Source organism: Terrabacter sp. NPDC080008, assembly GCF_040702505.1.
In the GTDB taxonomy this organism is placed as follows: domain Bacteria; phylum Actinomycetota; class Actinomycetes; order Actinomycetales; family Dermatophilaceae; genus Terrabacter.
The window spans coordinates 278,577-302,737 of sequence record NZ_JBFBLC010000004.1; the positions used below are offsets into that span (position 1 = coordinate 278,577).

The 24,161-nt window shown below is 73.3% G+C and carries 25 protein-coding genes; 16 read left to right on the plus strand and 9 right to left on the minus strand.

All coding sequences use genetic code 11. The features are described 5' to 3' along the window. Positions 1-63: 63 nt before the first annotated feature. The 4 genes from AB0316_RS13780 to AB0316_RS13795 all read right to left on the minus strand — a co-directional run bounded on the left by AB0316_RS13780 (position 64) and on the right by AB0316_RS13795 (position 3,517). Complete coding sequence (locus AB0316_RS13780; protein WP_366273584.1) at positions 64-1,278, minus strand: MFS transporter; 1,215 nt, start codon at positions 1,276-1,278, stop codon at positions 64-66. An 8-nt stretch (positions 1,279-1,286) separates the two neighbouring features. Next, the gene (locus tag AB0316_RS13785; protein WP_366273585.1) at positions 1,287-1,754 is read right to left on the minus strand and encodes a MarR family transcriptional regulator; all 468 of its coding nucleotides are present in this window, start codon (positions 1,752-1,754) and stop codon (positions 1,287-1,289) included. Positions 1,755-1,927: 173 nt separating this feature from the next. Next, positions 1,928-2,863, minus strand: coding sequence for an LLM class F420-dependent oxidoreductase (locus tag AB0316_RS13790; protein ID WP_366273586.1), 936 nt, complete (start codon positions 2,861-2,863; stop codon positions 1,928-1,930). Positions 2,864-2,881: 18 nt separating this feature from the next. Then, positions 2,882-3,517: a TetR/AcrR family transcriptional regulator gene (locus tag AB0316_RS13795; protein WP_366273587.1), complete on the minus strand. Its 636-nt coding sequence runs from the start codon at positions 3,515-3,517 to the stop codon at positions 2,882-2,884. Positions 3,518-3,629: 112 nt separating this feature from the next. On the opposite strand from AB0316_RS13795, the gene AB0316_RS13800 reads away from it, so the two are divergent. Together AB0316_RS13800 and AB0316_RS13805 are read left to right on the plus strand one after the other, a co-directional pair. Beyond that, entirely contained in the window at positions 3,630-3,824 is a 195-nt protein-coding gene (locus AB0316_RS13800) for a hypothetical protein (protein WP_366273588.1), read from the plus strand. Positions 3,825-3,831: 7 nt separating this feature from the next. Continuing rightward, positions 3,832-5,376 carry an MFS transporter gene (locus AB0316_RS13805; RefSeq protein ID WP_366273589.1) on the plus strand — a complete coding sequence of 515 codons (1,545 nt, stop codon included), beginning with the start codon at positions 3,832-3,834 and terminating at the stop codon, positions 5,374-5,376. Between the two features lie 137 nt (positions 5,377-5,513). Here AB0316_RS13805 and AB0316_RS13810 read toward each other — a convergent pair whose 3' ends face one another. Then, positions 5,514-6,032: an inorganic diphosphatase gene (locus AB0316_RS13810; protein ID WP_366273590.1), complete on the minus strand. Its 519-nt coding sequence runs from the start codon at positions 6,030-6,032 to the stop codon at positions 5,514-5,516. Positions 6,033-6,171: 139 nt separating this feature from the next. Between AB0316_RS13810 and AB0316_RS13815 the strand changes: the two genes are divergently transcribed. From AB0316_RS13815 to AB0316_RS13865, 11 genes are all read left to right on the plus strand, one after another. Next, positions 6,172-7,704, plus strand: a complete 1,533-nt coding sequence (locus AB0316_RS13815) for a D-alanyl-D-alanine carboxypeptidase (protein WP_366273591.1) — start codon at positions 6,172-6,174, stop codon at positions 7,702-7,704. 51 nt (positions 7,705-7,755) lie between these two features. Beyond that, entirely contained in the window at positions 7,756-8,862 is a 1,107-nt protein-coding gene (locus tag AB0316_RS13820; RefSeq protein WP_366273592.1) for a zinc-dependent metalloprotease, read from the plus strand. A gap of 38 nt (positions 8,863-8,900) precedes the next feature. Next, positions 8,901-9,878, plus strand: a complete 978-nt coding sequence (gene tilS, locus AB0316_RS13825; protein ID WP_366273593.1) for a tRNA lysidine(34) synthetase TilS — start codon at positions 8,901-8,903, stop codon at positions 9,876-9,878. 78 nt (positions 9,879-9,956) lie between these two features. Then, complete coding sequence (gene hpt / locus AB0316_RS13830; RefSeq protein WP_366273595.1) at positions 9,957-10,508, plus strand: hypoxanthine phosphoribosyltransferase; 552 nt, start codon at positions 9,957-9,959, stop codon at positions 10,506-10,508. Between the two features lie 13 nt (positions 10,509-10,521). Beyond that, positions 10,522-11,346, plus strand: a complete 825-nt coding sequence (locus AB0316_RS13835) for a DUF1028 domain-containing protein (RefSeq protein WP_366273596.1) — start codon at positions 10,522-10,524, stop codon at positions 11,344-11,346. Between the two features lie 167 nt (positions 11,347-11,513). Then, entirely contained in the window at positions 11,514-13,619 is a 2,106-nt protein-coding gene (ftsH, locus tag AB0316_RS13840; protein WP_366273597.1) for an ATP-dependent zinc metalloprotease FtsH, read from the plus strand. 1 nt (position 13,620) lies between these two features. Beyond that, entirely contained in the window at positions 13,621-14,193 is a 573-nt protein-coding gene (gene folE, locus AB0316_RS13845; RefSeq protein WP_366273598.1) for a GTP cyclohydrolase I FolE, read from the plus strand. A gap of 148 nt (positions 14,194-14,341) precedes the next feature. Further along, positions 14,342-15,190: a dihydropteroate synthase gene (folP, locus tag AB0316_RS13850; RefSeq protein WP_366273763.1), complete on the plus strand. Its 849-nt coding sequence runs from the start codon at positions 14,342-14,344 to the stop codon at positions 15,188-15,190. Further along, the gene (gene folK, locus AB0316_RS13855) at positions 15,190-16,080 is read left to right on the plus strand and encodes a 2-amino-4-hydroxy-6-hydroxymethyldihydropteridine diphosphokinase (protein WP_366273599.1); all 891 of its coding nucleotides are present in this window, start codon (positions 15,190-15,192) and stop codon (positions 16,078-16,080) included. Before folP ends, folK begins: the two co-directional genes overlap by 1 nt. After that, positions 16,077-16,559, plus strand: coding sequence for a DUF3180 domain-containing protein (locus tag AB0316_RS13860; RefSeq protein ID WP_366273600.1), 483 nt, complete (start codon positions 16,077-16,079; stop codon positions 16,557-16,559). The genes folK and AB0316_RS13860 overlap by 4 nt, the downstream gene beginning before the upstream one ends. Positions 16,560-16,650: 91 nt before the next feature. Then, positions 16,651-17,685 (plus strand): hypothetical protein, encoded by a 1,035-nt coding sequence (locus tag AB0316_RS13865; RefSeq protein ID WP_366273601.1) that lies wholly within the window; start codon positions 16,651-16,653, stop codon positions 17,683-17,685. Positions 17,686-17,690: 5 nt separating this feature from the next. Here AB0316_RS13865 and AB0316_RS13870 read toward each other — a convergent pair whose 3' ends face one another. Together AB0316_RS13870 and AB0316_RS13875 are read right to left on the minus strand one after the other, a co-directional pair. Continuing rightward, the gene (locus AB0316_RS13870; protein ID WP_366273602.1) at positions 17,691-17,924 is read right to left on the minus strand and encodes a hypothetical protein; all 234 of its coding nucleotides are present in this window, start codon (positions 17,922-17,924) and stop codon (positions 17,691-17,693) included. Positions 17,925-17,932: 8 nt separating this feature from the next. Next, the gene (locus AB0316_RS13875; RefSeq protein WP_366273603.1) at positions 17,933-19,120 is read right to left on the minus strand and encodes an NADH-quinone oxidoreductase subunit D; all 1,188 of its coding nucleotides are present in this window, start codon (positions 19,118-19,120) and stop codon (positions 17,933-17,935) included. A 110-nt stretch (positions 19,121-19,230) separates the two neighbouring features. Between AB0316_RS13875 and AB0316_RS13880 the strand changes: the two genes are divergently transcribed. Further along, positions 19,231-20,460: a cytochrome P450 gene (locus AB0316_RS13880; RefSeq protein ID WP_366273604.1), complete on the plus strand. Its 1,230-nt coding sequence runs from the start codon at positions 19,231-19,233 to the stop codon at positions 20,458-20,460. Between the two features lie 7 nt (positions 20,461-20,467). Here the strand turns inward: AB0316_RS13880 and AB0316_RS13885 are convergent, their stop codons facing one another. Together AB0316_RS13885 and AB0316_RS13890 are read right to left on the minus strand one after the other, a co-directional pair. Then, positions 20,468-21,037 carry a copper resistance CopC family protein gene (locus tag AB0316_RS13885; RefSeq protein WP_366273605.1) on the minus strand — a complete coding sequence of 190 codons (570 nt, stop codon included), beginning with the start codon at positions 21,035-21,037 and terminating at the stop codon, positions 20,468-20,470. A gap of 10 nt (positions 21,038-21,047) precedes the next feature. After that, on the minus strand, positions 21,048-22,160 hold the full coding sequence (locus tag AB0316_RS13890) for an SAM-dependent methyltransferase (RefSeq protein ID WP_366273606.1): 1,113 nt from the start codon (positions 22,158-22,160) through the stop codon (positions 21,048-21,050). Positions 22,161-22,183: 23 nt separating this feature from the next. Between AB0316_RS13890 and AB0316_RS13895 the strand changes: the two genes are divergently transcribed. Further along, positions 22,184-23,092: a DUF2520 domain-containing protein gene (locus AB0316_RS13895; protein ID WP_366273607.1), complete on the plus strand. Its 909-nt coding sequence runs from the start codon at positions 22,184-22,186 to the stop codon at positions 23,090-23,092. Beyond that, on the plus strand, positions 23,089-24,015 hold the full coding sequence (panC, locus tag AB0316_RS13900) for a pantoate--beta-alanine ligase (RefSeq protein WP_366273608.1): 927 nt from the start codon (positions 23,089-23,091) through the stop codon (positions 24,013-24,015). The genes AB0316_RS13895 and panC overlap by 4 nt, the downstream gene beginning before the upstream one ends. Positions 24,016-24,161: the final 146 nt, after the last annotated feature.

The window sequence follows — 24,161 nt, forward strand, 5'->3', positions numbered from 1 at the left end:
CGGCATACGCGAACGCCGCGCCCCACGAGAGGGCGCGGCGTTCGTGTGTGCGGGGAGCGTCGGTCAGGCGTCGCCGACCGTGAGCGCCTCGGCCTCGGTCCGCGAGGTGACGGGCTCGGCGCCGTGGCCGGGTGCCTCGTCGAGCGCGGTGATGATCTTGCGGGCGGTCAGCAGCACGAGCACGCCGAGCACGACGGCCCCGGAGCCGACCCAGAACGGCAGGTGGATCGAGCGCTCGCCGAGGTTGCCGGCCAGCCACGGGGCGACGGCGCCGCCGCCGAAGCGGACGAAGGAGTATGCCGCCGAGGCGACCCCTCGCTCGACGGGGGCGACCTTCATGACCGTCTCGGTGATGAGGGTGTTGTTGACGCCGAGGAAGGCCCCGGCCAGCACGACGCCGACGATGAGGACGGCCTTGTTCTCGGCCCCCAGGGCCATCGCCGCGAGGATCACGGCGAAGCCGATCAGGGCGCCGACGATGCCGGCCAGCGTGCCGAACCGGCGCTGGACGACGGGGGCCACGAACACCGACGTGATGGCGAGCAGCACTCCCCAGCCGAAGAAGACGAACCCGGTCTGGTGGGCGCTGAGCGCGAGGGGGAACGGCGTGAAGGCCAGCAGGGTGAAGAAGCCGAAGTTGTAGAGCAGGGCGGTGATGCCGACGGTCAGCAGGCCCCGGTGGCCGAGGGCGCGCAGCGGCGCGCCGAGCGACGTCGGCTTGGCAGCCGGGGGAGTCGCGGGCAGGGTCGTGATGGTCGCGATGAACGCGACGGCCATGAGGATCGCGACGCCGAAGAACGGCCAGCGCCACGAGATGCCGCCGAGCCAGCCGCCGACCAGCGGACCGGTGGCGATGCCGACGCCGAGCGCGGCCTCGTAGAGGATGATCGCCTGCTTCACCGAGCCGGACGCGGCGTTGACGATGGTGGCGAGGGCGGTCGCGATGAAGAGTGCGTTGCCGAGGCCCCAGAGGGCGCGGAAGGCGACGATGCCGTTCACCGTGTCCTGGCGCCCGGCGAGGGCCGCGCCCACGATGATGAGCGCGAGGCCGAGGAGCAGGGTCCGCTTGGCGCCCATGCGGCTGCTGACCCAGCCGGTGCCGAGCATGGCCACGCCCATGACGGCGAGGTAGCTGGTGAAGAGCAGGGAGACCTGCGAGGGACCGGCACCGAGCTCGTCGGCGATCGGCTTGAGGATCGGGTCGACGAGGCCGATGCCCATGAAGGAGATCACGCAGGCGAAGGCGATCGACCAGACGGTCTTGGGTTGACGCCACATGAGAGTGGTCATCCGTCCTTTCGGGTGGGGTGGTGGACTGGGGTGTCCGCCGCGGCGGCGAGCAGCTCGTTGATGACCTCGACCGCGATGCGCACGCGGTCGAGCCCGGTCTCGTCGAGCTGCTCGAGGGCGGGGGACAGGACGGCCAGGCGGGCCCGGCGCACGTTCTCGAGTGCGGCCCGGCCCTCGTCGCTGAGGGAGACCACCGTGGCGCGCGCGTCGTCCGGGTCGGAGGCGCGGCGCACCCAGCCCGACGCCGCGAGGCGCTGGAGCTGGGCGGTGGTCGTCGGCTGGCTGCTGTTGTCGGCGGCCGCGAGGACGCTGACCCGCGAGGGCCCGAGCTCGTCCAGCAGGGCGAGCAGTCGCGCCTGGGCGAATGGCACGTCGAACGACGCGTGACGGCTGGCCCAGCGCGAGAGCCGTGCTGCCGAGCGCAGCAGGTCGTTGCCGAGCGTGGAGGAGGCGGTCGCGGTCACTCGCTCCAATTTACATAGATTCTCTATGCATATCAAGCCGCGGCTGTGGACAGGCGTCGCAAAGTGCCCACTCGACGTGGAAGGGGTCACGTCGAGTGGGCACGGGGTTGCAGGGACTTCGGGCCTCCGGGGGCTCCGGGGCGCCGTGGTCTGGCGGCGTCGGGCTGGTGGGCTCAGGCGAGCTGGGGGAGGACGCCCTCCGCGATGTCGGCGAGGTGGTCGAGGTCCGACAGGTCGAGGACCTGCAGGTAGACCCGCTCGGTGCCGGCCTCGGCGAAGGTCGCGAGCTTCTCGACCACCTCGTCGGCCGAGCCGGCCAGCCCGTTCTCGCGCAGCTCGTCGACGTCGCGACCGATGGCCTCGGCGCGCCGTCGCAGGGTCGCCTCGTCGTTGCCGACGCACACCACCTGGGCCGCCGAGTAGGTCAGCGTGGCGGGGTCGCGGCCCGCCTCCTTGGCCACGGTGCGGACCCGCTCGAAGAGCCGGCCCGAGTCGGCGGCCGAGACGAAGGCGGCGTTGAACTCGGCGGCATACTGCACCGCCAGTGCGGGCGTGCGGTGCTTGCCCCCACCGCCGATGATGATCGGCACCCCACCGTCCTGGACGGGCTTGGCGAGTGCGGGGGAGTCCGCGACGGGGTAGTGCCGGCCCTCGAAGGAGAAGGTGGCGCCCCGGGGGGTCGCCCACAGGCCGGAGATGACGGCGAGCTGCTCCTCGAGCCGGTCGAAGCGCTCGCCGAGCGGCGGGAAGGGGATGCCGTATGCCGTGTGCTCGGCCTCGAACCAGCCGGCGCCGAGTCCCAGCTCGACCCGTCCACCGCTCATCTGGTCCACGCCGGCGACCTGGACGGCGAGCGGGCCGGGGAGGCGGAAGGTTGCCGAGGTGACGAGGGTGCCGAGGCGGATCGTGGAGGTCTCGCGCGCCAGTCCCGCGAGGGTGGTCCAGGCGTCGGTCGGCCCGGCGCCGCCGTCGCCGCCCATGTGCAGGTAGTGGTCGGAGCGGAAGAAGCCGCTGAAGCCGAGCTCCTCCGTGGCGCGGGCGACCCGGAGCAGGTCGTCGTAGGTGGCGCCCTGCTGGGGCTCGGTGAAGATGCGCAGGTCGAGAGTCATGTCACCTGCAACGACGGGTCAGTCCCGGACAATCCCGTCCACGACGACCTCGAGCATGGGGCGCACGTCCAGTGCGGTGTGGCTCGTGTCGGCGACGCTCGCAACCCCGCTGACGAGCCGCATGACGTTGGCCGCGTCGACGCCTTGGCGCAGGTCGCCGTCGGCCTGGAGGTGGTCGATGACGCGGGCGTTGGCGTCGCTCATGACGCGGCACTTGCGGTACATCGGCGAGGCGGGGTCGTCCATGGCGGCGCAGATCTTGCTCGCGGCGCCGCGGTGCAGGGTGATGTGGTCGACGAAGTGCTCGAACCAGCCGAGCAGCATCTCCCGGGCGGGCAGGCCGGTGGCGATGGCCGCGTCGGCGTCGGCGGCGACCCGGTCGGTCCAGTCCTGCATGAGGGCATCGACCAGGGCCTCCCGGGTGGGGAAGTGGCGGTAGAGGGTGCCCGGGCCCACGCCGGCGCGCTTGGCGATCTCGTCGAGGGAGGAGTCGGTGCCGCGCTCGGTGAAGACGATCCGGGCTGTGGCGAGGATCTTGTCGTAGTTCCGCTTCGCGTCGGCCCGCATCGGCCGCTTTGGCTGCGAATCTCCCTGTGCAGCAACGGATCCGGGTGACGACTCGAGCGTCACCTTCCCGGCGTCGGCAGGGGTCACGACACAACTCCTTGCTAAGTGGAGACAGTCTCCGTATTGTTGGTCAGGCAGAACCGGAGTGGCTCTCCGCTAATCGTATAGCCGATCGACCCATCTCGAGGAGTTGGCACTCATGTCCACCACGCTCCGACCCACCCGCCAGGCCCAGCGCCTGCACCTCTCGCACCTCGCGACGACCCACCGCGCGCCCCTCGTGCCGCGCGACGCGGACCGCCACGGCGCCCACCCACACACGTTCATCCCCATGGCCCGCGAGGCCCGCAGCGCCCAGGCGCCGCGCCGCGCCACCCCGTCAGACGAAGCCTGAGGTCCCCATGTCGACCACCACCAACCCCTCCCGTCCCGGGCAGCAGTCCGGGCTCCAAGCCGGAGCACACGTCGGCGCACACGCCGGACGCGCGTCCGGGGACTCGCCCCGGCCTGCCGCCGCCCGCCGTGGCGCCATCGGCCTGGGCATCGTGCTCGTCGCCCAGCTCATGCTCGTGCTCGACGCCACCGTCGTGAACGTCGCGCTGCCGCACATCCGCGCCGACCTCGGGTTCACGCCCGCGGGCCTGTCGTGGGTGCTCAACGCGTACACGCTCGCCTTCGGCGGCCTGCTGCTCCTCGGCGGGCGCCTCGGCGACGTGCTCGGCCGGCTGCGCAGCTTCGAGATCGGCCTGGCCGTCTTCACCGTCGCGAGCCTCCTCGGCGGCCTCGCCACGTCGCCCACCTGGCTCGTCGCAGCCCGGACGCTCCAGGGCGTCGGGGCCGCCCTCGCCGCCCCGAGCGTCCTCGCGCTGGTCACGACCAGCGCCCCGAACGAGGCCGCACGCAACCGGGGACTCGCCCTCTTCACCGCGGTCTCGTCGGCCGGCGCCTCCATCGGACTGCTCCTCGGCGGCGTCCTGACCAACTACGTGAGCTGGCACTGGACGCTCTTCGTCAACGTGCCGATCGGCGCCGTCGTCCTGGTGCTGGCGCGCCGCTTCGTCACGGAGACCCCGCGTGTGCCGGGCCGCTTCGACGTCGTCGGTGCCGTCACCGCGACGCTCGGGTCGGTCGGCATCGTCTACGGCTTCATCAGCGCGCCGGACTACGGCTGGACCGCGCCGGTGACCCTGGCCTCGTTCGCCGCGGGCGTGCTCCTGCTCGCGCTCTTCGTCCGGACCGAGTCGCGTGTCGCCTCACCGCTGCTGCCGCTGGCGCTCGTGCGCAACCGGAGCCGAGCCGGCGCGCTCGTGCTCATGGCGCTGGTCGTCGGTGCGCAGTTCTCGACGTTCTTCCTCGTGACGCAGTACCTCCAGCTCGTCCTCGGTTTCAGCCCCGTGGCGACCGGCGCGGCCTTCCTGCCCCTCAGCCTCGCGATCTTCGCGACCTCCAGGGTCAGCGCCCGCCTCGTCGCGGCCGTCGGGCCCCGGGTCCTGCTGATCGTCGGCGCCATCGGCCTGACGGCGAGCTTCGTGTGGCTGAGCGGGATCTCCACGACGACGACGTATGCCGGTCACCTGCTCGGTGCCCTCGTGCTCAACGGGGTGTCGGCGGCGCTCGTCTTCATGCCGGTCACCGTCATCGTCCTCGGCGGCGTCGACCGCGCCCAGGCGGGGACGGTCTCGGGCCTGCTGCAGACGGCACAGCAGCTCGGCGGCGCGGTCGGGCTGGCCGCGATCGTCAGCGTGTACGCGTCGAAGGCGGTTCCCGGCCGGTTCGTGCCGGGCGTCGAGCCGGCCTTCCGGACGTCGGCCACCTTCACCGTCGTCGCGCTGCTCGTGGCCGCCCTCGTCCTGCGGCCGCGCCCGGCACCAGGCGCGACGCCGCAGCCCGAGCCGCCGCGTGAGGCCGTGGCGGTCGCCGCCACGGAGGCTGCCGAGGCCGGCTGACCCCTAGCGCGGCAACCCCGGCCCCCCCGACAAAAGCCGAACGCAGCGTTCGGTCTCGAAAACACTGTTACAACACGGTGTTCGAGACCGAACGCTGCGTTCGGTTGGAGAAATCGCGGTGCGGTGAGCGGTCCGGCTCAGTGGCCCTCGGGCATCGCCCAGCGGGCGGTCGAGGTGCCCTGCTCCTTGGCGCGGTCGAAGGCCTCGCCGATGATCTTCTCGGCGGCCGCGCGGTTGCCCCAGTCGGAGCCGTCGACGTGCTTGCCCGGCTCGAGGTCCTTGTAGCGCTCGAAGAAGTGCTGGATCTCCTTGAGCGTGAACTCGTTCACGTCGGTGATGTCCTGCACGTCGGCGGTGCGCGGGTCGACCGGCACGCACAGCACCTTGTCGTCGCCGCCGGCCTCGTCGGTCATGTGGAACACGCCGATCGGGCGGGCCTCGACGACGACGCCGGGGAAGACCGGCTCGGGCAGCAGCACGAGCGCGTCCAGGGGGTCGCCGTCCTCGCCGAGCGAGTTCTCGATGTAGCCGTAGTCGGCGGGGTAGGCCATCGGCGTGAAGAGGTAGCGGTCGAGGCGGATCCGGCCCGTCTCGTGGTCGACCTCGTACTTGTTGCGCTGTCCGCGCGGGATCTCGATGGTGACGTCGAACTCCACGTCTTCCCCTTCTCGGGCTCGTCGGGCGCGCTCGGGTGCAGGGGCATCCGGCGGCGGCTGACAGAATCGTCCGCGACAGTGTGTCAGCAAGGCCGGTCCCTGCGCGAAACAGGGCGGACACCGACGACGGGAGCACGTGATGGCGCAGCGGGGGCCGCAGCGTCGTCGCGGCTACGGGGCAGCCGTCGCCTGGTCGCTCGTGGCCGTCGTGCTCGGGTATGCCGTCCTCGACGTCGCCGACGCCGCGCCCGGGGTGCTGACGATGCGTCCACTGCCGCCACCACCGCCCACCGAGACGGTCGCGACGCGGACCCTGCCGCTCGTGCCGCAGCCGAGCCTGCCCACCTCTGCCGGTCCGCTGCTGCCGTCCCTGGCGGGCGATGCCGAGGCGCCCTCGATCGAGGGCGTCACCAAGGCGCTCGCAGCGGTGCGTTCGCTCGCCGCGCTGCGGGACTCGGCCCTCGTCGTGCGCGACGGGCAGACCGGTCAGGTCCTGTTCGACCAGCGCGGCAGCGAGCCGCGCATCCCGGCCTCGACGACGAAGCTCCTGTCGGCCACGGCCATCGGCCAGGTGTTCGCGCCCGACGAGACGCTGCGCACGGTGGTGCGCGAGGGGGACCGGCCCGACCAGGTCGTGCTCGTCGCCGGGGGCGACTCGCTCCTCAACCCCGGCAAGGGCGACCCGGAGGCCGTGGCGGGGCGGGCCGGCCTGCGCGACCTCGCCGAGCAGGTCGCCGAGAGGCTGAAGGCGCAGGGCACCCGCCGCGTCACGCTCTACGTCGACGAGACGTACGCCGACGGGCCGACGACCGCGCCCACCTGGGCACCGACGTTCCGCGGCTCCGGCATCACGGGGGCCGTGGCCATGCTCGGCCTGTCCACGCAGCGGGCCCGAGGAGGAGCGCCCGGCCCGGCCGACCCGGTCGCCGCGGTGAGGGACGCCTTCGCCCGCCAGCTCGGGTCGCTCGGCGTCACCGTCGTGCTGGCACCACGGGGCCGGGCCCCGGGCGTGCCCGGCTCGCCGCTGCCCACGCCCGGCCCGTCGGTGACGACCGCGCCCACTCCCCAGACCAGCACGGCCACGCCCACCGCGCCTGCCGGCGGCCCCGGGGCAGTCCTCGGCAGCGTCGAGTCGGCCCCGGTCCGCGAGCAGCTCGCCCTGGCCCTCACCGACAGCGACAACGCGCTCACCGAGATCCTCAGCCGCCAGGCGGCCTACCGCTCGGGGGCCGGCACGGCCTTCGCGCAGGTCGGGGCCTGGGTGGTGTCGCAGGTCGGCGCCCTCGGGCTCGACACGCGCGGGGTCTCCCTCTCCGACGCGAGCGGACTCTCCCGCGAGAACCGCATCCGGGCCGACCTGCTCTCCGACGTGCTGGTCCTCGGCTACGACGGGCAGCACCCGGTGCTGCGGCAGGCCCTCGACGGCCTCCCGATCGGCGGCCTGACCGGCACCATGGCCGACCGTCTGGCCGGCGCCGACCACGACGCTGCGGGCCGCGCGCGGGCCAAGACGGGCACCCTGACGGGCGCGAACGCGCTGGCCGGGAGCGTGGTCGACGACAGCGGTCGACTGCTCGTCTTCGTGGGTATGGTCGCTGGGGCAGGAACCAACGAGGCGCGGGCGGCGTTGGACCGGTTCGTAGCGGCGATCGCCTCGTGCGGCTGTCGCTGACGGTCCGGTGAGCCGCTCGGGTCGCATCGTCACTGCACGGAAAGGCCTGGCATGACAGACAGCACCACCCCGTTGCCGGAGGGCGTCGGTCGCCCGGACCGCTCGGGAGGGGGTGCGCCGGCCGCCTCGGTGGACTACGAGTTCGCCAAGCGCACCGGCCGTGCCATCGTCAACCCCGGCCCGCAGGTGTCGAGCGACGAGGCCGCCGCCATCGTGGCCGACCTGCGCGACGCCGCCGCCTCCGCCGTGGCCCCGGTCGCCGAGACGAGCGACCTCCGCGCGCCGGCCGACGCCCCGGCCCCGCTCGTCGTGGACCGGGCGGGCTGGATCAGCGCCAACGTCGACTCCTTCAAGTCCATGCTCGACCCGGTCGTGGACAAGCTGAACGCGTCCAAGAAGTCGCAGACCAACGCGGCGGCCGCCGCGATCGGCGGCAAGGTGACCGGAGCCGAGATGGGGGCCCTGCTCGCCTTCCTCTCCTCCAAGGTCCTCGGCCAGTACGACCTCGCGCCGAACGGCACCCCGCGCCTGCTGCTGGTCGCGCCCAACATCGTCGCCACCGAGCGCAAGCTGCAGGTCGACCCCACCGACTTCCGACGCTGGGTGGCGATGCACGAGGAGACCCACCGCGTCCAGTTCACCGCCGTGCCCTGGCTGCGCGAGCACATGGTGACCCGCACGCAGGCCCTCGCCGTCGACCTCGCACCCACCCCCGAGGACCTCTCGCGCCGCTTCGAGCAGCTGACCCGCAACCTCCCCGAGGTGCTCACCTCCGGAGAGGGCCTGGCGCAGCTGTTCGCCACGCCCGAGCAGAAGGCGCAGATCGCCGAGCTCACCGCGGTCATGTCGCTGCTCGAGGGCCACGCCGACGTCGTCATGGACGACGTGGGCCCGCGCGTCATCCCGAGCGTCGGCGAGATCCGCCGCCGGTTCGACCAGCGCCGCAACAGTGCCGTCGGCGTCGACCGGCTGCTCCGCAAGCTGCTCGGTCTCGAGGCCAAGATGCGGCAGTACCGCGACGGTGCCGTCTTCGTGCGCGCTGTGACCGACCGGGTCGGGCGCGACGGCTTCAACGCCGTCTGGTCCTCACCCGAGACCCTGCCCCGGGCCGCCGAGATCCTCGACCCCGACGCCTGGGTGCGCCGGGTCCACGGCTGATGCGGGGCCCCGCGGAGATGCCCGGACCCGATCCCGCCGTGGCCGCCACCCGGCTGGCCGTGCGCGAGCACCTCGCCGACGTCCCGGAGGGCGGCCTCGTCCTCGTCGCCTGCTCGGGCGGCCCCGACTCTGTGGCGCTCGCTGCCGCCCTCGCCTTCGAGGCCCCCCGGTCCGGCGTGCGCGCCGGCGCCGTCGTCGTCGACCACGGCCTGCAGGACGGCTCCGCCCAGGTCGCCCGGGAGGCGGCGACGCTCTGCCGCGAGCTGAGGCTGGACCCTGTCGAGGTCGTCCAGGCGCAGGTGCGCACGACAGGCGCCGGCGCGGAGGCCGATGCCCGCACCGCGCGCTACGCCGCCCTCGCGTCCGTGGGCGACCGGCTCGGCGCGTTCCTCATGCTCATCGGCCACACCCGCGACGACCAGGCCGAGCAGGTGCTCCTCGGCCTCTCCCGTGGCTCCGGGGCGCGCTCGCTCAGCGGTATGCCGGTGCGCCGCGACCGCTTCGTGCGCCCGCTCCTCGCCCTCCCGCGCGCCACGACGCTCGCCGCCTGCGCGGCATACGGCATCGAGCCCTGGGTCGACCCGCACAACAGCGACGACTCCTTCCGGCGGGTGCGCGCCCGGCGGCTGCTCGCGGCGCTCGAGTCCGAGCTCGGCCCGGGCTTCGCGGCCGCGCTGGCCCGCAGCGCGGACCTGCTGCGCGAGGACGCCGACTACCTCGAGAGCCTTGCCATCGAGGCCCGGGCCGGCCTGCCCGCCGGGCCGGACGGCGACGGGGTCGACCTCGAGGCGCTCTCGCGGCTGCCGCGGGCGATCCGCACCCGCGTGTGGCGGCTGCTCTCCGCCGAGGCCGGGGCGCCGCTCGCCGACGTCAGCGCCGCGCACGTGGAGTCGCTCGACGCCCTGCTCACCTCCTGGCACGGCCAGGGCCCGCTGCACGTCCCGGGCGGCATCGCGGTCGCCCGCACCGGCGGCGCGATCGTGTTCAGCCCGCTGCGCCAGACCGCCCACGCCTGACGAGCCGCCGGACGGGTGCGGTTGAATGGTGCCGCCCGCACGACCCTCACCCGCACCACCGCACAGCAAGGAGCCTTCGTGGACCACGAGCACATGGGAGAAGACCTGGCCGAGGTCCTGCTCACCGAGCAGCAGATCCAGGCCCGGCTCGCCGAGCTCGCCGAGGAGATCTGGAAAGACTACGAGGGCAGGGACTTCCTGCTCGTCGGGGTCCTCAAGGGCGCCGTCGTCGTCATGGCCGACCTCATGCGCGCCCTGCCCGGCACCGCCCCGATGGACTGGATGGCGGTCTCCTCCTACGGCTCCGGCACCAAGAGCTCCGGCGTCGTGCGCATCCTCAAGGACCTCGACACCGACATCAGCGGCCGCCACGTCCTCATCGTCGAGGACATCATCGACTCCGGCCTGACGCTGTCGTGGATCAAGTCCAACCTCGAGTCGCGCAACCCGGCCTCCGTCGAGATCTGCACGCTGCTGCGCAAGCCCGACGTCGTCAAGGTCGACATCCCGGTCAAGTACGTCGGCTTCGACATCCCCAACGAGTTCGTCGTCGGCTACGGCCTCGACTACGCCGAGAAGTACCGCAACCTGCGCTGCGTCGGCACCCTGGCCCCGCACGTCTACGCCTGACCCGGGAGAGCGCATGACCTTCTCGATCGTCGCGCGGCAGGGTGATGCCTACGGCGTCGCCGTCGCGAGCAAGTTCCTCGCCGTCGGGGCGGTCGTGCCCGACGCCCGCACCGGCGTCGGCGCCGTCGCCACGCAGTCCTTCGCCCGGTTCGCCTACCGCGAGGAGCTCCTCGGGCGCCTCGCGGCGGGGGAGCAGGCCGAGGAGGCGCTGGCCGCGGCCACCGCGCTCGACGAGGGCCGCGAGACCCGCCAGGTCGGGGTCGTGGGCATCGACTCGGCGGCCACCTTCACCGGTGCCGAGTGCAACCCCTGGGCCGGCGGCGTCGCGCGCGAGGACGGCGACACGGCATACGCCATCCAGGGCAACATCCTCACCGGCCCCGAGGTGGTCCAGGAGATGGAACGCGCCTGGCACGAGTCGGCCGGCCGGCCGCTCGCCCAGCGGCTGCACGCCGCCCTCGTCGCCGGTGACGCCGCCGGTGGCGACTCACGCGGGCGCCAGAGCGCGGCGCTGTATGCCGTCGAGCCGGGTTCGGGCTATGACGGCTGCGGGGTGCTGGCCGACCTGCGCGTCGACGACCACGCAGACCCGGTCACCGAGCTGGGGCGCCTGCTCGCGGAGTGGGAGATGTACTTCGGCAAGCCCGAGGGGGTCCAGCCGCTCGACGGCGAGCTGGCGGACGAGGTCCGGGGCCGCCTGGCGCGCCTGGGCTTCGACGGCGACGACGTGGCCACGGCACTGGCCGACTGGGCCGGCAACGCCAACTACGAGGCACGCCTGAGCCCCGACGGCATCGACCGTCGCGTCCTCGAGGCCCTGCGCGCCGCCACCGACTGACCGAGCCCGCGGCGTACGGCCCGAGCCGCGGCGGGTACGCAACCCTGGACGGACGGGTTGGTCAGCAGCCTGCCGCATGCGGAACACTGGAAGTCCGCCGGACGTTGTGCCGGTGGACCAACTCACCGGACGAGCAGGAGGACCGGGGCCGACGGCCTCGCACGTACATGGACGCTAAGCGGATTCTGCGCACCCCACTGTTGTGGATCTTGGTCCTCATCAGCGCGCTCGTCTTCGGCATGATGTTCTCGCAGTCCGGCCCTCCCCGGATCGACACGTCCGAGGCGATGAAGCTCATCAGCTCCGGCCAGGTGGAGTCGGCGACGCTGCTCAACAACGAGCAGATGACCCTCCAGCTCAAGTCGCCGTACACCTCGCCCGACGGCTCGGTCAAGGACGCCCAGAGCGTCTACGCCTACTACGTCGACGCGCGCGGGGGCCAGGTCGTCGACGCCCTCGAGAAGGCCAACCCGCCCAAGGGCTACACCGACCAGATCGACCAGCCGAGCTGGTTCAGCTCGTTCCTCTTCTCGGTGCTTCCGGTCATCCTCATCCTCGGCCTCTTCTGGTTCCTGATGGGGCAGATGCAGGGCGGCGGCAACCGCGTCATGCAGTTCGGCAAGTCCCGCGCCAAGCTCGCCACCAAGGACACCCCGAAGGTGACGTTCGCCGACGTCGCCGGCTGCGACGAGGCCATCGAGGAGCTGCAGGAGATCAAGGAGTTCCTCCAGGAGCCCTCGAAGTTCCTCGCCGTCGGCGCCAAGATCCCCAAGGGCGTGCTGCTCTACGGCCAGCCCGGCACCGGCAAGACCCTCCTGGCCCGTGCCGTCGCCGGTGAGGCGGGCGTGCCGTTCTACTCGATCTCCGGCTCGGACTTCGTCGAGATGTTCGTCGGTGTCGGCGCCAGCCGCGTCCGCGACCTCTTCGAGCAGGCCAAGGCCAACGCCCCCGCCATCGTCTTCGTCGACGAGATCGACGCCGTCGGTCGCCACCGCGGTGCCGGCATGGGCGGCGGCCACGACGAGCGCGAGCAGACGCTCAACCAGCTGCTCGTCGAGATGGACGGCTTCGACGTCAAGACCAACGTCATCCTCATCGCGGCGACCAACCGCCCCGACATCCTCGACCCCGCGCTGCTGCGCCCGGGCCGCTTCGACCGCCAGATCGCCGTCGACGCGCCCGACATGATCGGTCGCCACCGCATCCTCGAGGTGCACGCCCAGGGCAAGCCGATGGCCCCCGACGTCGACCTGCTCGCCGTCGCCCGCCGCACCCCGGGCTTCACCGGCGCCGACCTCGCCAACGTGCTCAACGAGGCCGCGCTGCTGACCGCCCGCAGCGACAAGAAGGTCATCGACAACCCGGCGCTCGACGAGGCCATCGACCGCGTCATCGCCGGTCCGCAGAAGCGCACCCGCATCATGTCGGCCAAGGAGCGCAAGATCACGGCCTACCACGAGGGCGGTCACGCCCTCGTCGCCGCGGCGCTCAACCACACCGACCCCGTCACCAAGGTGACGATCCTGCCGCGCGGTCGCGCCCTCGGCTACACGATGGTCATGCCGATCGACGACAAGTACTCCACGACGCGCAACGAGATCCTCGACCAGCTCGCGTACGCCCTCGGTGGCCGCGTCGCCGAGGAGATCGTCTTCCACGAGCCGACCACCGGTGCCAGCAACGACATCGAGAAGGCCACCGGCATGGCTCGCAAGATGGTCACCGAGTACGGCATGTCCTCGCGGGTCGGGGCCATCAAGCTCGGCCAGAGCAACGGCGAGGTCTTCCTCGGCCGCGACATGGGCCACCAGCGCGACTACTCCGAGGAGATCGCCCGCGTCGTCGACGAGGAGGTCCGCAGCCTCATCGACGCCGCGCACGACGAGGCCTACCACGCGCTCAACGCCAACCGCGACCTGCTCGACAAGCTCGTCCTCGAGCTGCTCGAGAAGGAGACGCTGAACGCCCACGAGCTCGCCCAGCTCTTCTCGCCGGTCGTCAAGCAGCCGGAGCGCCCCACCTGGCTCTCCTCGCAGACGCGTCAGCTCAGCGACCGGCCGCCGGTGCTGACGCCGGCCGAGATCGCCGCCCTCAACGGGTCCAACGGGCAGAACGGCCACCTGCCGCCGCCCGTGCCTGCGGACAAGGCGCTCGAGGGCAAGATCGACGAGGCCGCGTCCGTCGGCGCCCACCCGCTCGCCGAGGAGCACCCGGCCGAGCAGGTCATCGAGGTGCCCGAGGACGGACGCGTCAACCCCGACGAGAAGAGCTGACGTGGCGATCGACCAGGCGCGCGCCGAGAAGGCAGTGCGCGAGCTGCTGCTGGCCATCGGCGAGGACCCCGACCGCGAGGGGCTGCTCGACACCCCGGCCCGGGTCGCCCGCTCCTTCAGCGAGATCTACGCCGGTCTCGACATGTCGGCCGCCGATGTCCTCGGCACGACGTTCGAGATCGACCACCAGGAGCTCGTCATCGTGCGCGACATCGAGCTCTACAGCACGTGCGAGCACCACCTGGTGCCCTTCCACGGCGTCGCCCACGTCGGCTACATCCCGAGCAAGGACGGCCGCGTCACCGGGCTGTCCAAGCTCGCCCGGCTGGTCGAGGTCTTCGCCCGTCGGCCCCAGGTGCAGGAGCGGCTCACCACCCAGATCGCCGACGCCCTCGTCGAGCACCTCGACGTGCAGGGCGTGATCGTCGTGGTCCAGGCCGAGCACCTGTGCATGTCGATGCGCGGCATCCGCAAGCCGGGCGCGAGCACCATCACGTCCGCCGTGCGTGGCCAGCTGCGCGACCCGGCCACTCGAGCGGAGGCCATGGCGCTGATGCTCGAGGGCAACAAGTGACGGCGGGCGGCCCCTCCACCGCAGCACGCCCGTCACCGGCGACGACACAATGGCGCCCATGAACGCGCCAGCAGCCCCCGACCGCCGTCGACCCCGAGGGCGCGCGGACGCCGCGAGCCTGCTCGAGGTCCAGGACCGCACGCTCGTCATGGGCGTCGTCAACGTCACGCCGGACTCCTTCTCCGACGGCGGCGAGTGGTTCGAGCACGAGGCCGCCGTCGCCCATGGCCTCGAGGTGCTCGACGCCGGCGCCGACATCGTCGACGTGGGCGGCGAGTCGACCCGCCCCGGCGCCGGACGCCCCTCCGTCGAGGAGGAGCTGCGCCGGGTCGTGCCGGTCGTCGAAGCCCTCGCCGCGGAGGGGGCCGTCGTGTCGATCGACACGATGCGCGCCTCGGTCGCCCGGGCCGCGGTCGATGCCGGCGCGCAGATCGTCAACGACGTCTCCGGCGGCCTGGCCGATCCCGAGATGGTGCCGTGGGTGGCAGCCGACCGTCTTCCCTTCATCGCGATGCACTGGCGCGGCCACAGCACCTCGATGCAGTCCCGCGCCGTCTACGACGACGTCGTCGCGGACGTGCTGGACGAGCTGGGGCGCCGCCGCGACGAGCTGCTCGAAGCGGGCATCGAGCCCGAGGCGCTCGTGCTCGACCCGGGCCTGGGCTTCGCCAAGAACGCCGACCACAACTGGGCCCTCCTGGCGGCACTGCCGGTGCTGCACGACCTCGGCCAGCCCGTGCTGCTCGGGGCCTCCCGCAAGACCTTCCTCGGCCGGCTCGGTCGCGGCGAGGGCGAGGCGCCCCGACCGGCCGCGGACCGGGACCTCGAGACCACCGCGACCTCCGTCATGGCTGCGATGGCCGGCCTGTGGTGCGTGCGCGTCCACGACGTCGCCTCCACGGTGCGGGCCCTGTCCGTCGTGCAGGCCGCCCTCGAGCACGCGCCCGACGCCGACGATCCCGACCTCGCCCCCGACCGGCAGGAGGACCACGGCTGATGGCCGCCGACCGCATCGTCCTGCAGGGCGTCTCGGCCCGCGGGCACCACGGCGTGCTCGACTTCGAGAAGCGCGACGGGCAGACCTTCCTCGTCGACGTCACGATGCACTGCGACCTCGAGCGGGCCGGGCGCTCCGACGGCCTGGCCGCCACGGTCAACTACGCCGAGGTCGCCGACGCCGTGGTAGCGCGCATCACCGGCCCCTCGTTCGACCTCATCGAGCGCCTCGCCGAGGTCATCGCCGACGACGTGCTGCGCCACGACCTCGTCGACGCCGTCGACGTCGTCGTGCACAAGCCGGAGGCACCCGTCGGCCAGCCCTTCACCGACGTGCAGGTACGCGTGCACCGGGCGAACGCCGCCCACGTGGCCGTCGCGCTCGGCTCCAACCTCGGCGACCGCGGGCAGACCCTCGCCGCCGCCGTCCAGTCCCTGCGGGAGCTGCCAGGGCTGACCGTCACTGCCGTCTCGTCGCTGGTCGAGACCGACCCGGTCGGTGGCCCCGAGCAGCCGCCCTACCTCAACGCCGTCGCCGTCGGCCGGGCCACGCTGGCCCCGGCCGACCTCCTCGCCGCCCTCCACCGCATCGAGGCCGAGCACGGCCGCACCCGGGAGGTCCGCTGGGGCGCACGCACCCTGGACCTCGACCTGCTGCAGTACGGCACGCCCGGCGGCAGGCGCGAGGTCGTCAGCGACGAGCCGGAACTGCTCCTGCCCCACCCGCGCGCCCACGAGCGCGCCTTCGTGCTCGTGCCGTGGACCGACGCCGACCCGCAGGCCACGCTGCGGGTGACAGACGGGGACGGCGGCATACGTCCTGTGGCGGACCTCCTCGCCGACCTCGACCGATCGGGTGTGCGGCCCGGTCCGGGATGGGAGCAGCAGTGAGACCCCACGCCGGCATCCGCGTGACGACGCTCGTGCTCGCCGCCGTCGCCGCGACGGTCGTGGCGTGGCTGCTGCTGCGCTGGCTGGCCTCCGGCGGCAACCTCGTGCCCGACCCGGGCTGGGTGGGGGGAGTCGCCATGGTGTTCCTCGGCGCCGCCCTGCTCGTCGGCGGCTGGCAGGTGCGCCAGGTCCGGGACGGCCACCCCAACCCGACCATCACGCCGCTGCGTGCCGCCCGCACCCTCGTGCTCGGCCAGGCCGGTGCCCTGACGGGCTCGGTGCTCGTCGGCTGGTACGTCGCGAACGTGCTGGTGCTGCTGCCGGACGCCGACATCGAGTCCCAGCGGGCGCGCATCTGGGCGTTCGCGGTGCACGCGGTCATCGCGCTGCTGCTGGCGGCGGCGGGCATGGTGGTGCAGGCCTGGTGCCGGCTGCGCCCGCGCGACGACGAGGACGAGAACGACTCAGACCGCAGCTGACGGTCCACCTCGGGTGGCGATTTGTGCCACCGGTCCGGCGCGGGCCCCGGGCGGCCGCAACGAAGGGCCTTCGCGTGGTGTCATCAGTCGTATGCAGACACACCAGGCGCGGGGCGACGCGCCGCCGGCCTCGCCGGGGAGGCCGCGCCGGCGGCGACCGCGCGGGCACTCGAGCCGTGCCGCCAGCGTCGCCGCGGGGCTCCTGCTCGCGGCCACGGGCGCGCTCGCGGCATGCGGCACCTCGACGTCGTCGCCCGGACTTCCTGCCGACCCCGGCATGCCGGGGTCGGCAGCCACCACCGCGCCCGTCGCTCCGGCACCCCCCGACTTCGCCGGCCGGGCAGCGGTCGTGGCGGAGGCCGTCCGCCGCGCCGGGGTGCCCACCCCACCCTCCGTTCCGGTGCTGCTCTCGGGATGGGCGTTGGACCTCGGATTCGACACCAGCGAGCAGAAGATCGCCTGGAACGCGCGCAACGTCGAGGTGGCCCCCGGGGTCCCGGCCCACGCGACCGGGTCGGGCACCATGACGTCAGGACGGACCACCCGGCCCGTCCGCGTCATCGGCCCCCGTGATTCCCTCGACCGGGCCCTGCGTGCGGACTCCGAGGCTCCCGGCAGCTGCGACGGCGTCCCGGCCGCCTCCTGCCGGCTCGTGGTGACCCGGGCGGAGCGCGCCGACGCGGTGGTCCGGACCAACACGGGTGGTGTACGAGTCCCCGTCTGGCGGCTGACGATCGACGGCCTCTCGCACCCGATCTCGGTCGTCGCCGTCGGGGACGGGGTCCTGCAGTGGGAGCTGCCCGGGTCGGTCCGGCCGCTGCCGGGGCTGCCCGAGGCGCCGCTCCTCGTCCACCCGGCCGACCGGCTGATCGCCGTGAACGGCGCGACGGTCGACGTGGGGATCGGCGGCGGCCCCTGTGACGTCGGCCTGGCCGCCCATGTCGTCGAGCTCGACGACATGGTCGTCGTCGGCGGCACCTCGCAGCCGAACCCGCGGGACACGGCGTGCCCGGCCAGCTACATCTCCCGCTCCGCCCGGCTGCAGCTGGTGCGGCGGCTGGGCTCCCGGCCGGTGATCGACGCCGTCTCGGGACGGCTTCGGATCCTGGGCGTCCCGGCGTACTGACCCGCTCAGGTGGTGCCGGAGACGGTGGCCGTCGGCGTGGGTGGCCTGGTCGTCGTCGACGTGGTGGTGGGCGGTTTCGGCGGCCCGTCGGGGCTCGTGGTCTGCGTCGGCCACGGCGGCGGGACCGTGTTGACGGTGTCCTCGTCGGAGCAGGCCGCCGCGAGCGTGATCGCCGCGGTGATGGCGGCGACGGCGGCCCCGCGGAGGACGTTCTCGCGCGAGACCCGGCGCGACGGCATACGGCCCCTCACTTGTCCACGTCCCCGACGACGAAGAACATCGACCCGAGGATCGCGACCATGTCTGCGATCAGCTGCCCGGGCAGCATCTCGGACAGGACGCTGATGTTGTTGAACGACGCCGACCGCAGCTTCAGGCGCCACGGCGTCTTGTCCCCGCGCGAGACGAGGTAGTAGCCGTTGAAGCCGAGCGGGTTCTCGGTGGCGCAGTAGATCTCGCCCTCGGGCACCTTGAGCACCTTGGGCAGCTTGACGTTGACCGGGCCCTGAGGCAGCTGCACGAGCCGGTCGAGGCAGGCCTCGGCGAGGTCGAGCGAGACGTGCACCTGCTCGAGCAGGACCTCGAGGCGCGCCAGGCAGTCGCCGGCCGTGCGGGTGACGACGCGTCCCGGCCCCTTGGGACCGAACAGCTCGCCGTAGGCGAGGTAGGGGGCGTCGCGGCGCAGGTCGACGTCGAGCCCACTCGCCCGGGCGATGGGTCCCGAGACGCCGTACGCCTCGACCGTCTCGCGGGTCAGTACCCCGACCCCGCGGGTGCGTGCCTCGAGGATCTCGTTGCCGACGACGAGGCGCTCGAGGTCGGGCAGGCGCCCCCGCACGTTGGCGATCGCCTTGTCGACGCGACCCATCCAGCCGGCCGGGAGGTCCTCCTTGAGGCCTCCGACCCGGTTGAACATGTAGTGCATCCGGCCGCCGGAGACCTCCTCCATGACGGCCTGCAGCTCCTCGCGCTCGCGGAAGGCGTGGAAGACCGGGGTGATCGCGCCGAGCTCGAGGGGGTAGCTGCCGAGGAACATCAGGTGGTTGAGCACCCGGTTGAGCTCGGCCAGAGCGGTGCGCGCCCACACGGCCCGCTCGGGCACCTCCATGCCGAGCATGTGCTCCACGCCGAGGACCACGCCGAGCTCGTTTGAGAAGGCGCTGAGCCAGTCGTGCCGGTTGGCGAGCACGATGATCTGGCGGTAGTCGCGCACCTCGAAGAGCTTCTCGGCGCCGCGGTGCATGTAGCCGATGATCGGCTCGGCGCTGACGATCCGCTCGCCGTCGACGACGATCCGCAGCCGCAGCACGCCGTGCGTGGCCGGGTGCTGCGGGCCGATGTTGAGCACCATGTCGGCGGTCGCGAGGCCACCGGCGCCGACGCCGACCGTCAGGGCCTGCCGCGCGTGCGGTGACGAGGCGGTGGTCTCCGTCATGCGCCCGAGCCTACGACCCCCACGGCGTGCGTATGCCGTGTGCCTCCTGCGCGGGTCCGCCCGGCGGACCCTCCTCCCGCCCCCGCCATGCGGTGCGGCACAGTTGGAGCGTGAGCTCGACGACCACCCCGCGCGCGACCTTCGACCTCGACGATCCGGCCTTCGTCGCCGACCCCTATGCGGCGCTGGCCCGCGCCCGCGAGGAGGGCCCCGTCCTGTGGCACGACGGGCTCGGCCTGTGGGTCACGACGACACACGCGGCAGCCAACGACACGCTGCGCGACCGGCGCCTCGGGCGCATCTTCCGGTCGCGCGCAGCGTCCGACGACGACCCGTGGACCGTGTTCGACTGGCTGCACGCCGACTCGATCCTCGACTCGGAGCCGCCGAAGCACACCCGGCTGCGCCGCCTCGTCGCCGGCGCCTTCAACCGCGGCCACATCGAGCGGCTGCGCCCGCGCGTCGAGCAGATCGCCGGTGAGCTGCTCGACGCGGCCGCCGAGCAGGTCGACGGAGGCCGGTTCGACGTCATCGAGGCCTACGCGGAGGCGCTGCCGGTGCTCGTCATCTGCGAGCTGCTGGGGGCGCCCGCGTCCGACTGGAAGCGCCTGCGCGACTGGTCGCAGGCGATCGTGCGGATGTACGAGGTGGCGCCGTCCGCCGAGGCCCAGCGCGAGGCGCAGCGGGCCTGTGACGAGTTCGCCGCGTACGTCGAGGCGCTCGCCGCCGAGCGCGTCGCGCACCCGGGCGACGACCTGCTCACGGCGCTCGTCGAGGAGCGCGACGGCGGTGACCGGCTCTCGCGCCGCGAGCTCGTCGCCACGGTGGTGCTGCTGCTCAACGCGGGCCACGAGGCCAGCGTCAACGGCTTCGGCAACGGCCTCGCCTCGTTGCTGGCCGACCCCGCCCAGCAGGAGGCGGTCCTCGCCGGCCTCGACGACGACGCGGCGGTCGCGCGGCTCGTCGAGGAGATGCTGCGCCACGGCTCACCGCTGCACCTCTTCGAGCGCACCGCCACCACCGACGTCGAGCTGCAGGGGGTGACCGTCCGCGAGGGCCAGAAGGTCGCTGCGCTGCTCGGTGCCGCCAACCGCGACCCGGCGCTCTTCGCCGACCCCGACCGCTTCGACGCCGCGCGCGAGCCCAACCCGCACCTGGCCTTCGGCGCCGGCATCCACTTCTGCCTCGGCGCGCCGCTCGCGCGCATGGAGCTGCAGATCTCGGTGCGCGCCCTGCTGCGGCGCCTCGGGGCGCTTCGTGTCGTCGAGGCCGAGCGGCGCCCGACGTTTGTGCTGCGCGGCTACGAGCGACTCGTCGTCGAGCGCGTGCCGCAGGCCTGAGGCCCCGTCAGGCCCGGGGGTTGCCCGGGCTGTTGCCCCGGTGGTTGCGGTCGGCCTCGCGGCTGCGCAGTAGCAGGTAGCCGCCGACGGCCACGAGCATGACCGTGGTGACGACCGTGAGCAGCACCGGCACGAAGAGCGAGTCCTGGGAGTCCTCGCTGTTCGCCAGCGGTCGCACGTGCACGGTGGCGGCCGCCGTGGCCGTCGAGCCGTCCAGGCCGATGGTGGCGTGGAAGGAGAAGGACCCGGTCACGGGGTGGCCGTCGTCGGAGGTCACGCGGTACGAGACCGTGTAGTCGCCGCCCGGAGCCGACGGCGAGAGGGCCTGCGTCACGTCGCGGTCGCGCACGGTGGGCGCGCCGGACGACACGGGACCGGACGGTCCGGTCACGACGACCTGCGCCCCGATCTGCAGGGGCGGCTCCGCGAACGTCAGCGTCACCTGCGGGGGCAGGTGCGTGATGCTCGTCCCCTCGGCCGGGTCGGTCCGCTCGAGCACGTCGTGTGCGACGGCGGCCGCGGGCAGCCCCAGGGCGAGCAGCCCCAGGGCGAGCAGGACGGAGGCCAGACGACGCATACGACTCAGGCTACGGCTGACCGCCCACACGCTTGACCGCCCACCAGAAACCGCCGAAACCTGTCCGGTCGAGCAGCCGGGCGGCCGCGCCGGCCCGCTCGAGAGCGGCGAGGTAGGCGAGGGGCTCACGCGTGGCCAGGGCGTGGGCCGGGGTGGTGCCGGTCACCCCGAGCGCCCGGAGCGTCTCGCGCTGGGGCCGCACCTCGTCGGCGTCGAGGCTGTCCATCGCGACGTGCGCCGTGACGTCGCACGAGCCGTCGGGCACGGGCGCCGTCTGCTGCCCGAGGGCGTATGCCGTGAGCGTCCCCCCGCTCGGACGCGCCGCCGCGGTGTGGCCGTAGTCCACGGCGAGCAGCGTGCCGGAGTCGACGCGGGAGACGAGGTCGGCCCAGGCCCGGTCGCGTTCCAGGCCGACCTCGATGCGGTCGCCGGGACCTGACCCGGTCCAGTGGCGGGCGGCCCACGCCTGCTCGGCGCCCGACAGGGGTGCGCCGAGTGTCTCGGTGCCGGTCTCGGGGTCGACGAGCACGGTGCGTGCGGTGCCGTCGGTGTCGACCTGCGCCACGGTGCACGGCACGACGTCGAGCCACTCGTGGGCGACGACGAGGGCGTCGCGCAGGTGGTCCAGCTGCGGCGGCAGGGCAGCACCGCCGGGGGAGCGCAGCCACTCGACGCGCTCGTCCAGCCCCTCGGGCCGCTCGACGACGTCCACCGCCACCACGCGCGTCGCCACCTCCCCACGTCGAGTGGGCACTTCGCCACGTCGAGTGGGCACTTCGCGACGCTCGAAGCCGTCGGAAAGTGCCCACTCGACTGGATCGGGGTCCCCGGGTCGAGGTGGTTCCTCGCGGTCGGACGCGACGGCATACCTCAACTCGGCGAGGGCATGGACGAGGTGGGTGGCGAGCTCGCCGCGGCCGGCGCCGACGTCGACGACGACGGCCGGCGGCTCGTCGTGGTCACGCAGCCACAGCCGCAGCAGGGCCCGGGCCAGCGCGGCGCCGGTCGGGCCGTGCGCCGCGGTGGTGAAGTGGGCCGCGGGCCCTCCGCGCGCCACGTAGAAGCCCCGCCCGGCGGCATACAGCGCCTCGTGCCACGCCTCGCGCCAGGGAAGGGGGTCCACGCCTTGCGACTGTAGGCGATAGCGTGCCGTGCGTGAGCAGCCCCTCCGAGCGTCCGGCCCGCTTCGACGTCGGCATCGTGGGCGCCGGGAGGGTCGGTGCCGTCCTCGGCGCCGCCCTCGTGCGGGCCGGCCACGTCGTGACGGGCGTCTCGGCGGTCAGCGAGGAGAGCCTCGAGCGGGCTGCCACGCTGCTGCCCGGTGTCCCCGTCGAGCCTGTGCCGGAGGTCGTGGCCGGGGCGCACCTGGTCCTGCTCGCGGTGCCGGACGACGCGCTCGCCGACCTCGTCGCGGGTCTCAGCGCGACAGGCACGTTCACCCCGGGGCAGCTCGTCGTGCACACCTCGGGCGCCCACGGTATCGACGTCTTCGAGGCCGCCGCCGACAGCGACATCGTGCCGCTCGCGCTGCACCCGGCGATGACCTTCACCGGCACGGCCCTCGATCTCGACCGCCTGGTCGACTGCTGCTTCGGCGTCACGACGACCGACCTCGCGCGCCCGCTGGGGGAGGCGCTCGTCATCGAGATGGGCGGCGACCCGGTGTGGGTGGCCGAGGAGGACCGGGTCACCTACCACGCGGCCCTCACCCACGGCGCCAACCACCTCACCACCCTCGTCGCCCAGGCCATGCAGCTGCTCGGCGAGGCCGGGGTGGACGATCCGGCGCGGGTCCTCGAGCCGCTCCTGACCGCGGCGCTCGCCAACACGCTCCAGCGAGGTGATGCCGCCCTCACCGGCCCGGTGGCCCGCGGCGATGCCGGTACCGTTGCCGAGCACGTCGCGATGCTGCGCACGGTGGCGCCGGACATCCGCCCGACCTACCTGGCGCTGGCCCGCGCGACGGCGCAGCGGGCGCTGCTCAGCGGCCGCCTCCGGGCGGACGTCGCGGACCCGCTGCTCCAGCTGCTCGCGCACGAGGAGGACCAACCGTGACCGCCCAGACAGGCTCGGGGACAGGCGTGCCCGCCCGAGTGACCGCCCCGGTCGTCGCCCGCACCCGCGACGAGCTGAGCGAGGCCCGGGCCCGCCTCGACGACGGCGACGTCGCCGTGGTCATGACGATGGGCGCCCTGCACCAGGGGCACGCGACGCTGATCCGACAGGCCCGGGCGGCGCACCGGCACGTCGTCGTCACGATCTTCCTCAACCCGCTGCAGTTCGGGCCCAAGGAGGACCTCTCGCGCTACCCGCGCACCTTCGACGCGGACCTGCAGATCTGCACCGATGCCGGCGTCGACCTCGTCTTCGCGCCGACGCCCGACGTGGTCTACCCCGAGGGCGACCCGGGGGTCCGCATCTCGGCCGGCCCGCTCGGCGACGTGCTCGAGGGGCAGTCGCGGCCCGGGCACTTCGACGGGATGCTCACCGTCGTCGCCAAGCTGATGCACCTGACCCGGTGCAGCGCGGCCTACTTCGGCCAGAAGGACGCCCAGCAGCTGCTCCTCATCCGCCGGATGTGCCGCGACCTCGACTTCCCGGTGCGGGTCGTCTCGGTGCCGACGGTGCGCGAGCCCGACGGCCTGGCGATGTCGAGCCGCAACACCTACCTCACGCCGTCGGACCGCGAGACGGCCCTGTGCCTGTCGGCGGCCCTGCGCGCGGGCGCGGCCGCGGCCGTCGAGGGTCCCTCGGCGGTGCGCCGGGCCGCCCGCGCGGTCCTCGTGCAGGAGCCGCTCGCGCTCGTCGACTACCTCGTCCTGGTCCACCCGGACACCCTCGAGGACGTGCCGGAGTGGTACCGCGGCGAGGCCCTGCTCGCCGTCGCCGGCCGGGTGGGCACCACCCGCCTCATCGACAACCTGCCGGTGCTGGTGGGCCCCGGGGGCGGCGCCCTCGAGACCTTCAGCCAGCCGTGACGGTCGGCGGGCGCCCACGCGGCGGCCGGCATACGGCATCGGGCGCAACCACACGCCCCCGGTAGGGCACGATGTGACGTGCCCGGCGGACGTCGGCGTGCAGCCTCCGCCGTCCACGTCACCGCACCCCGCACCCCGCACCACCA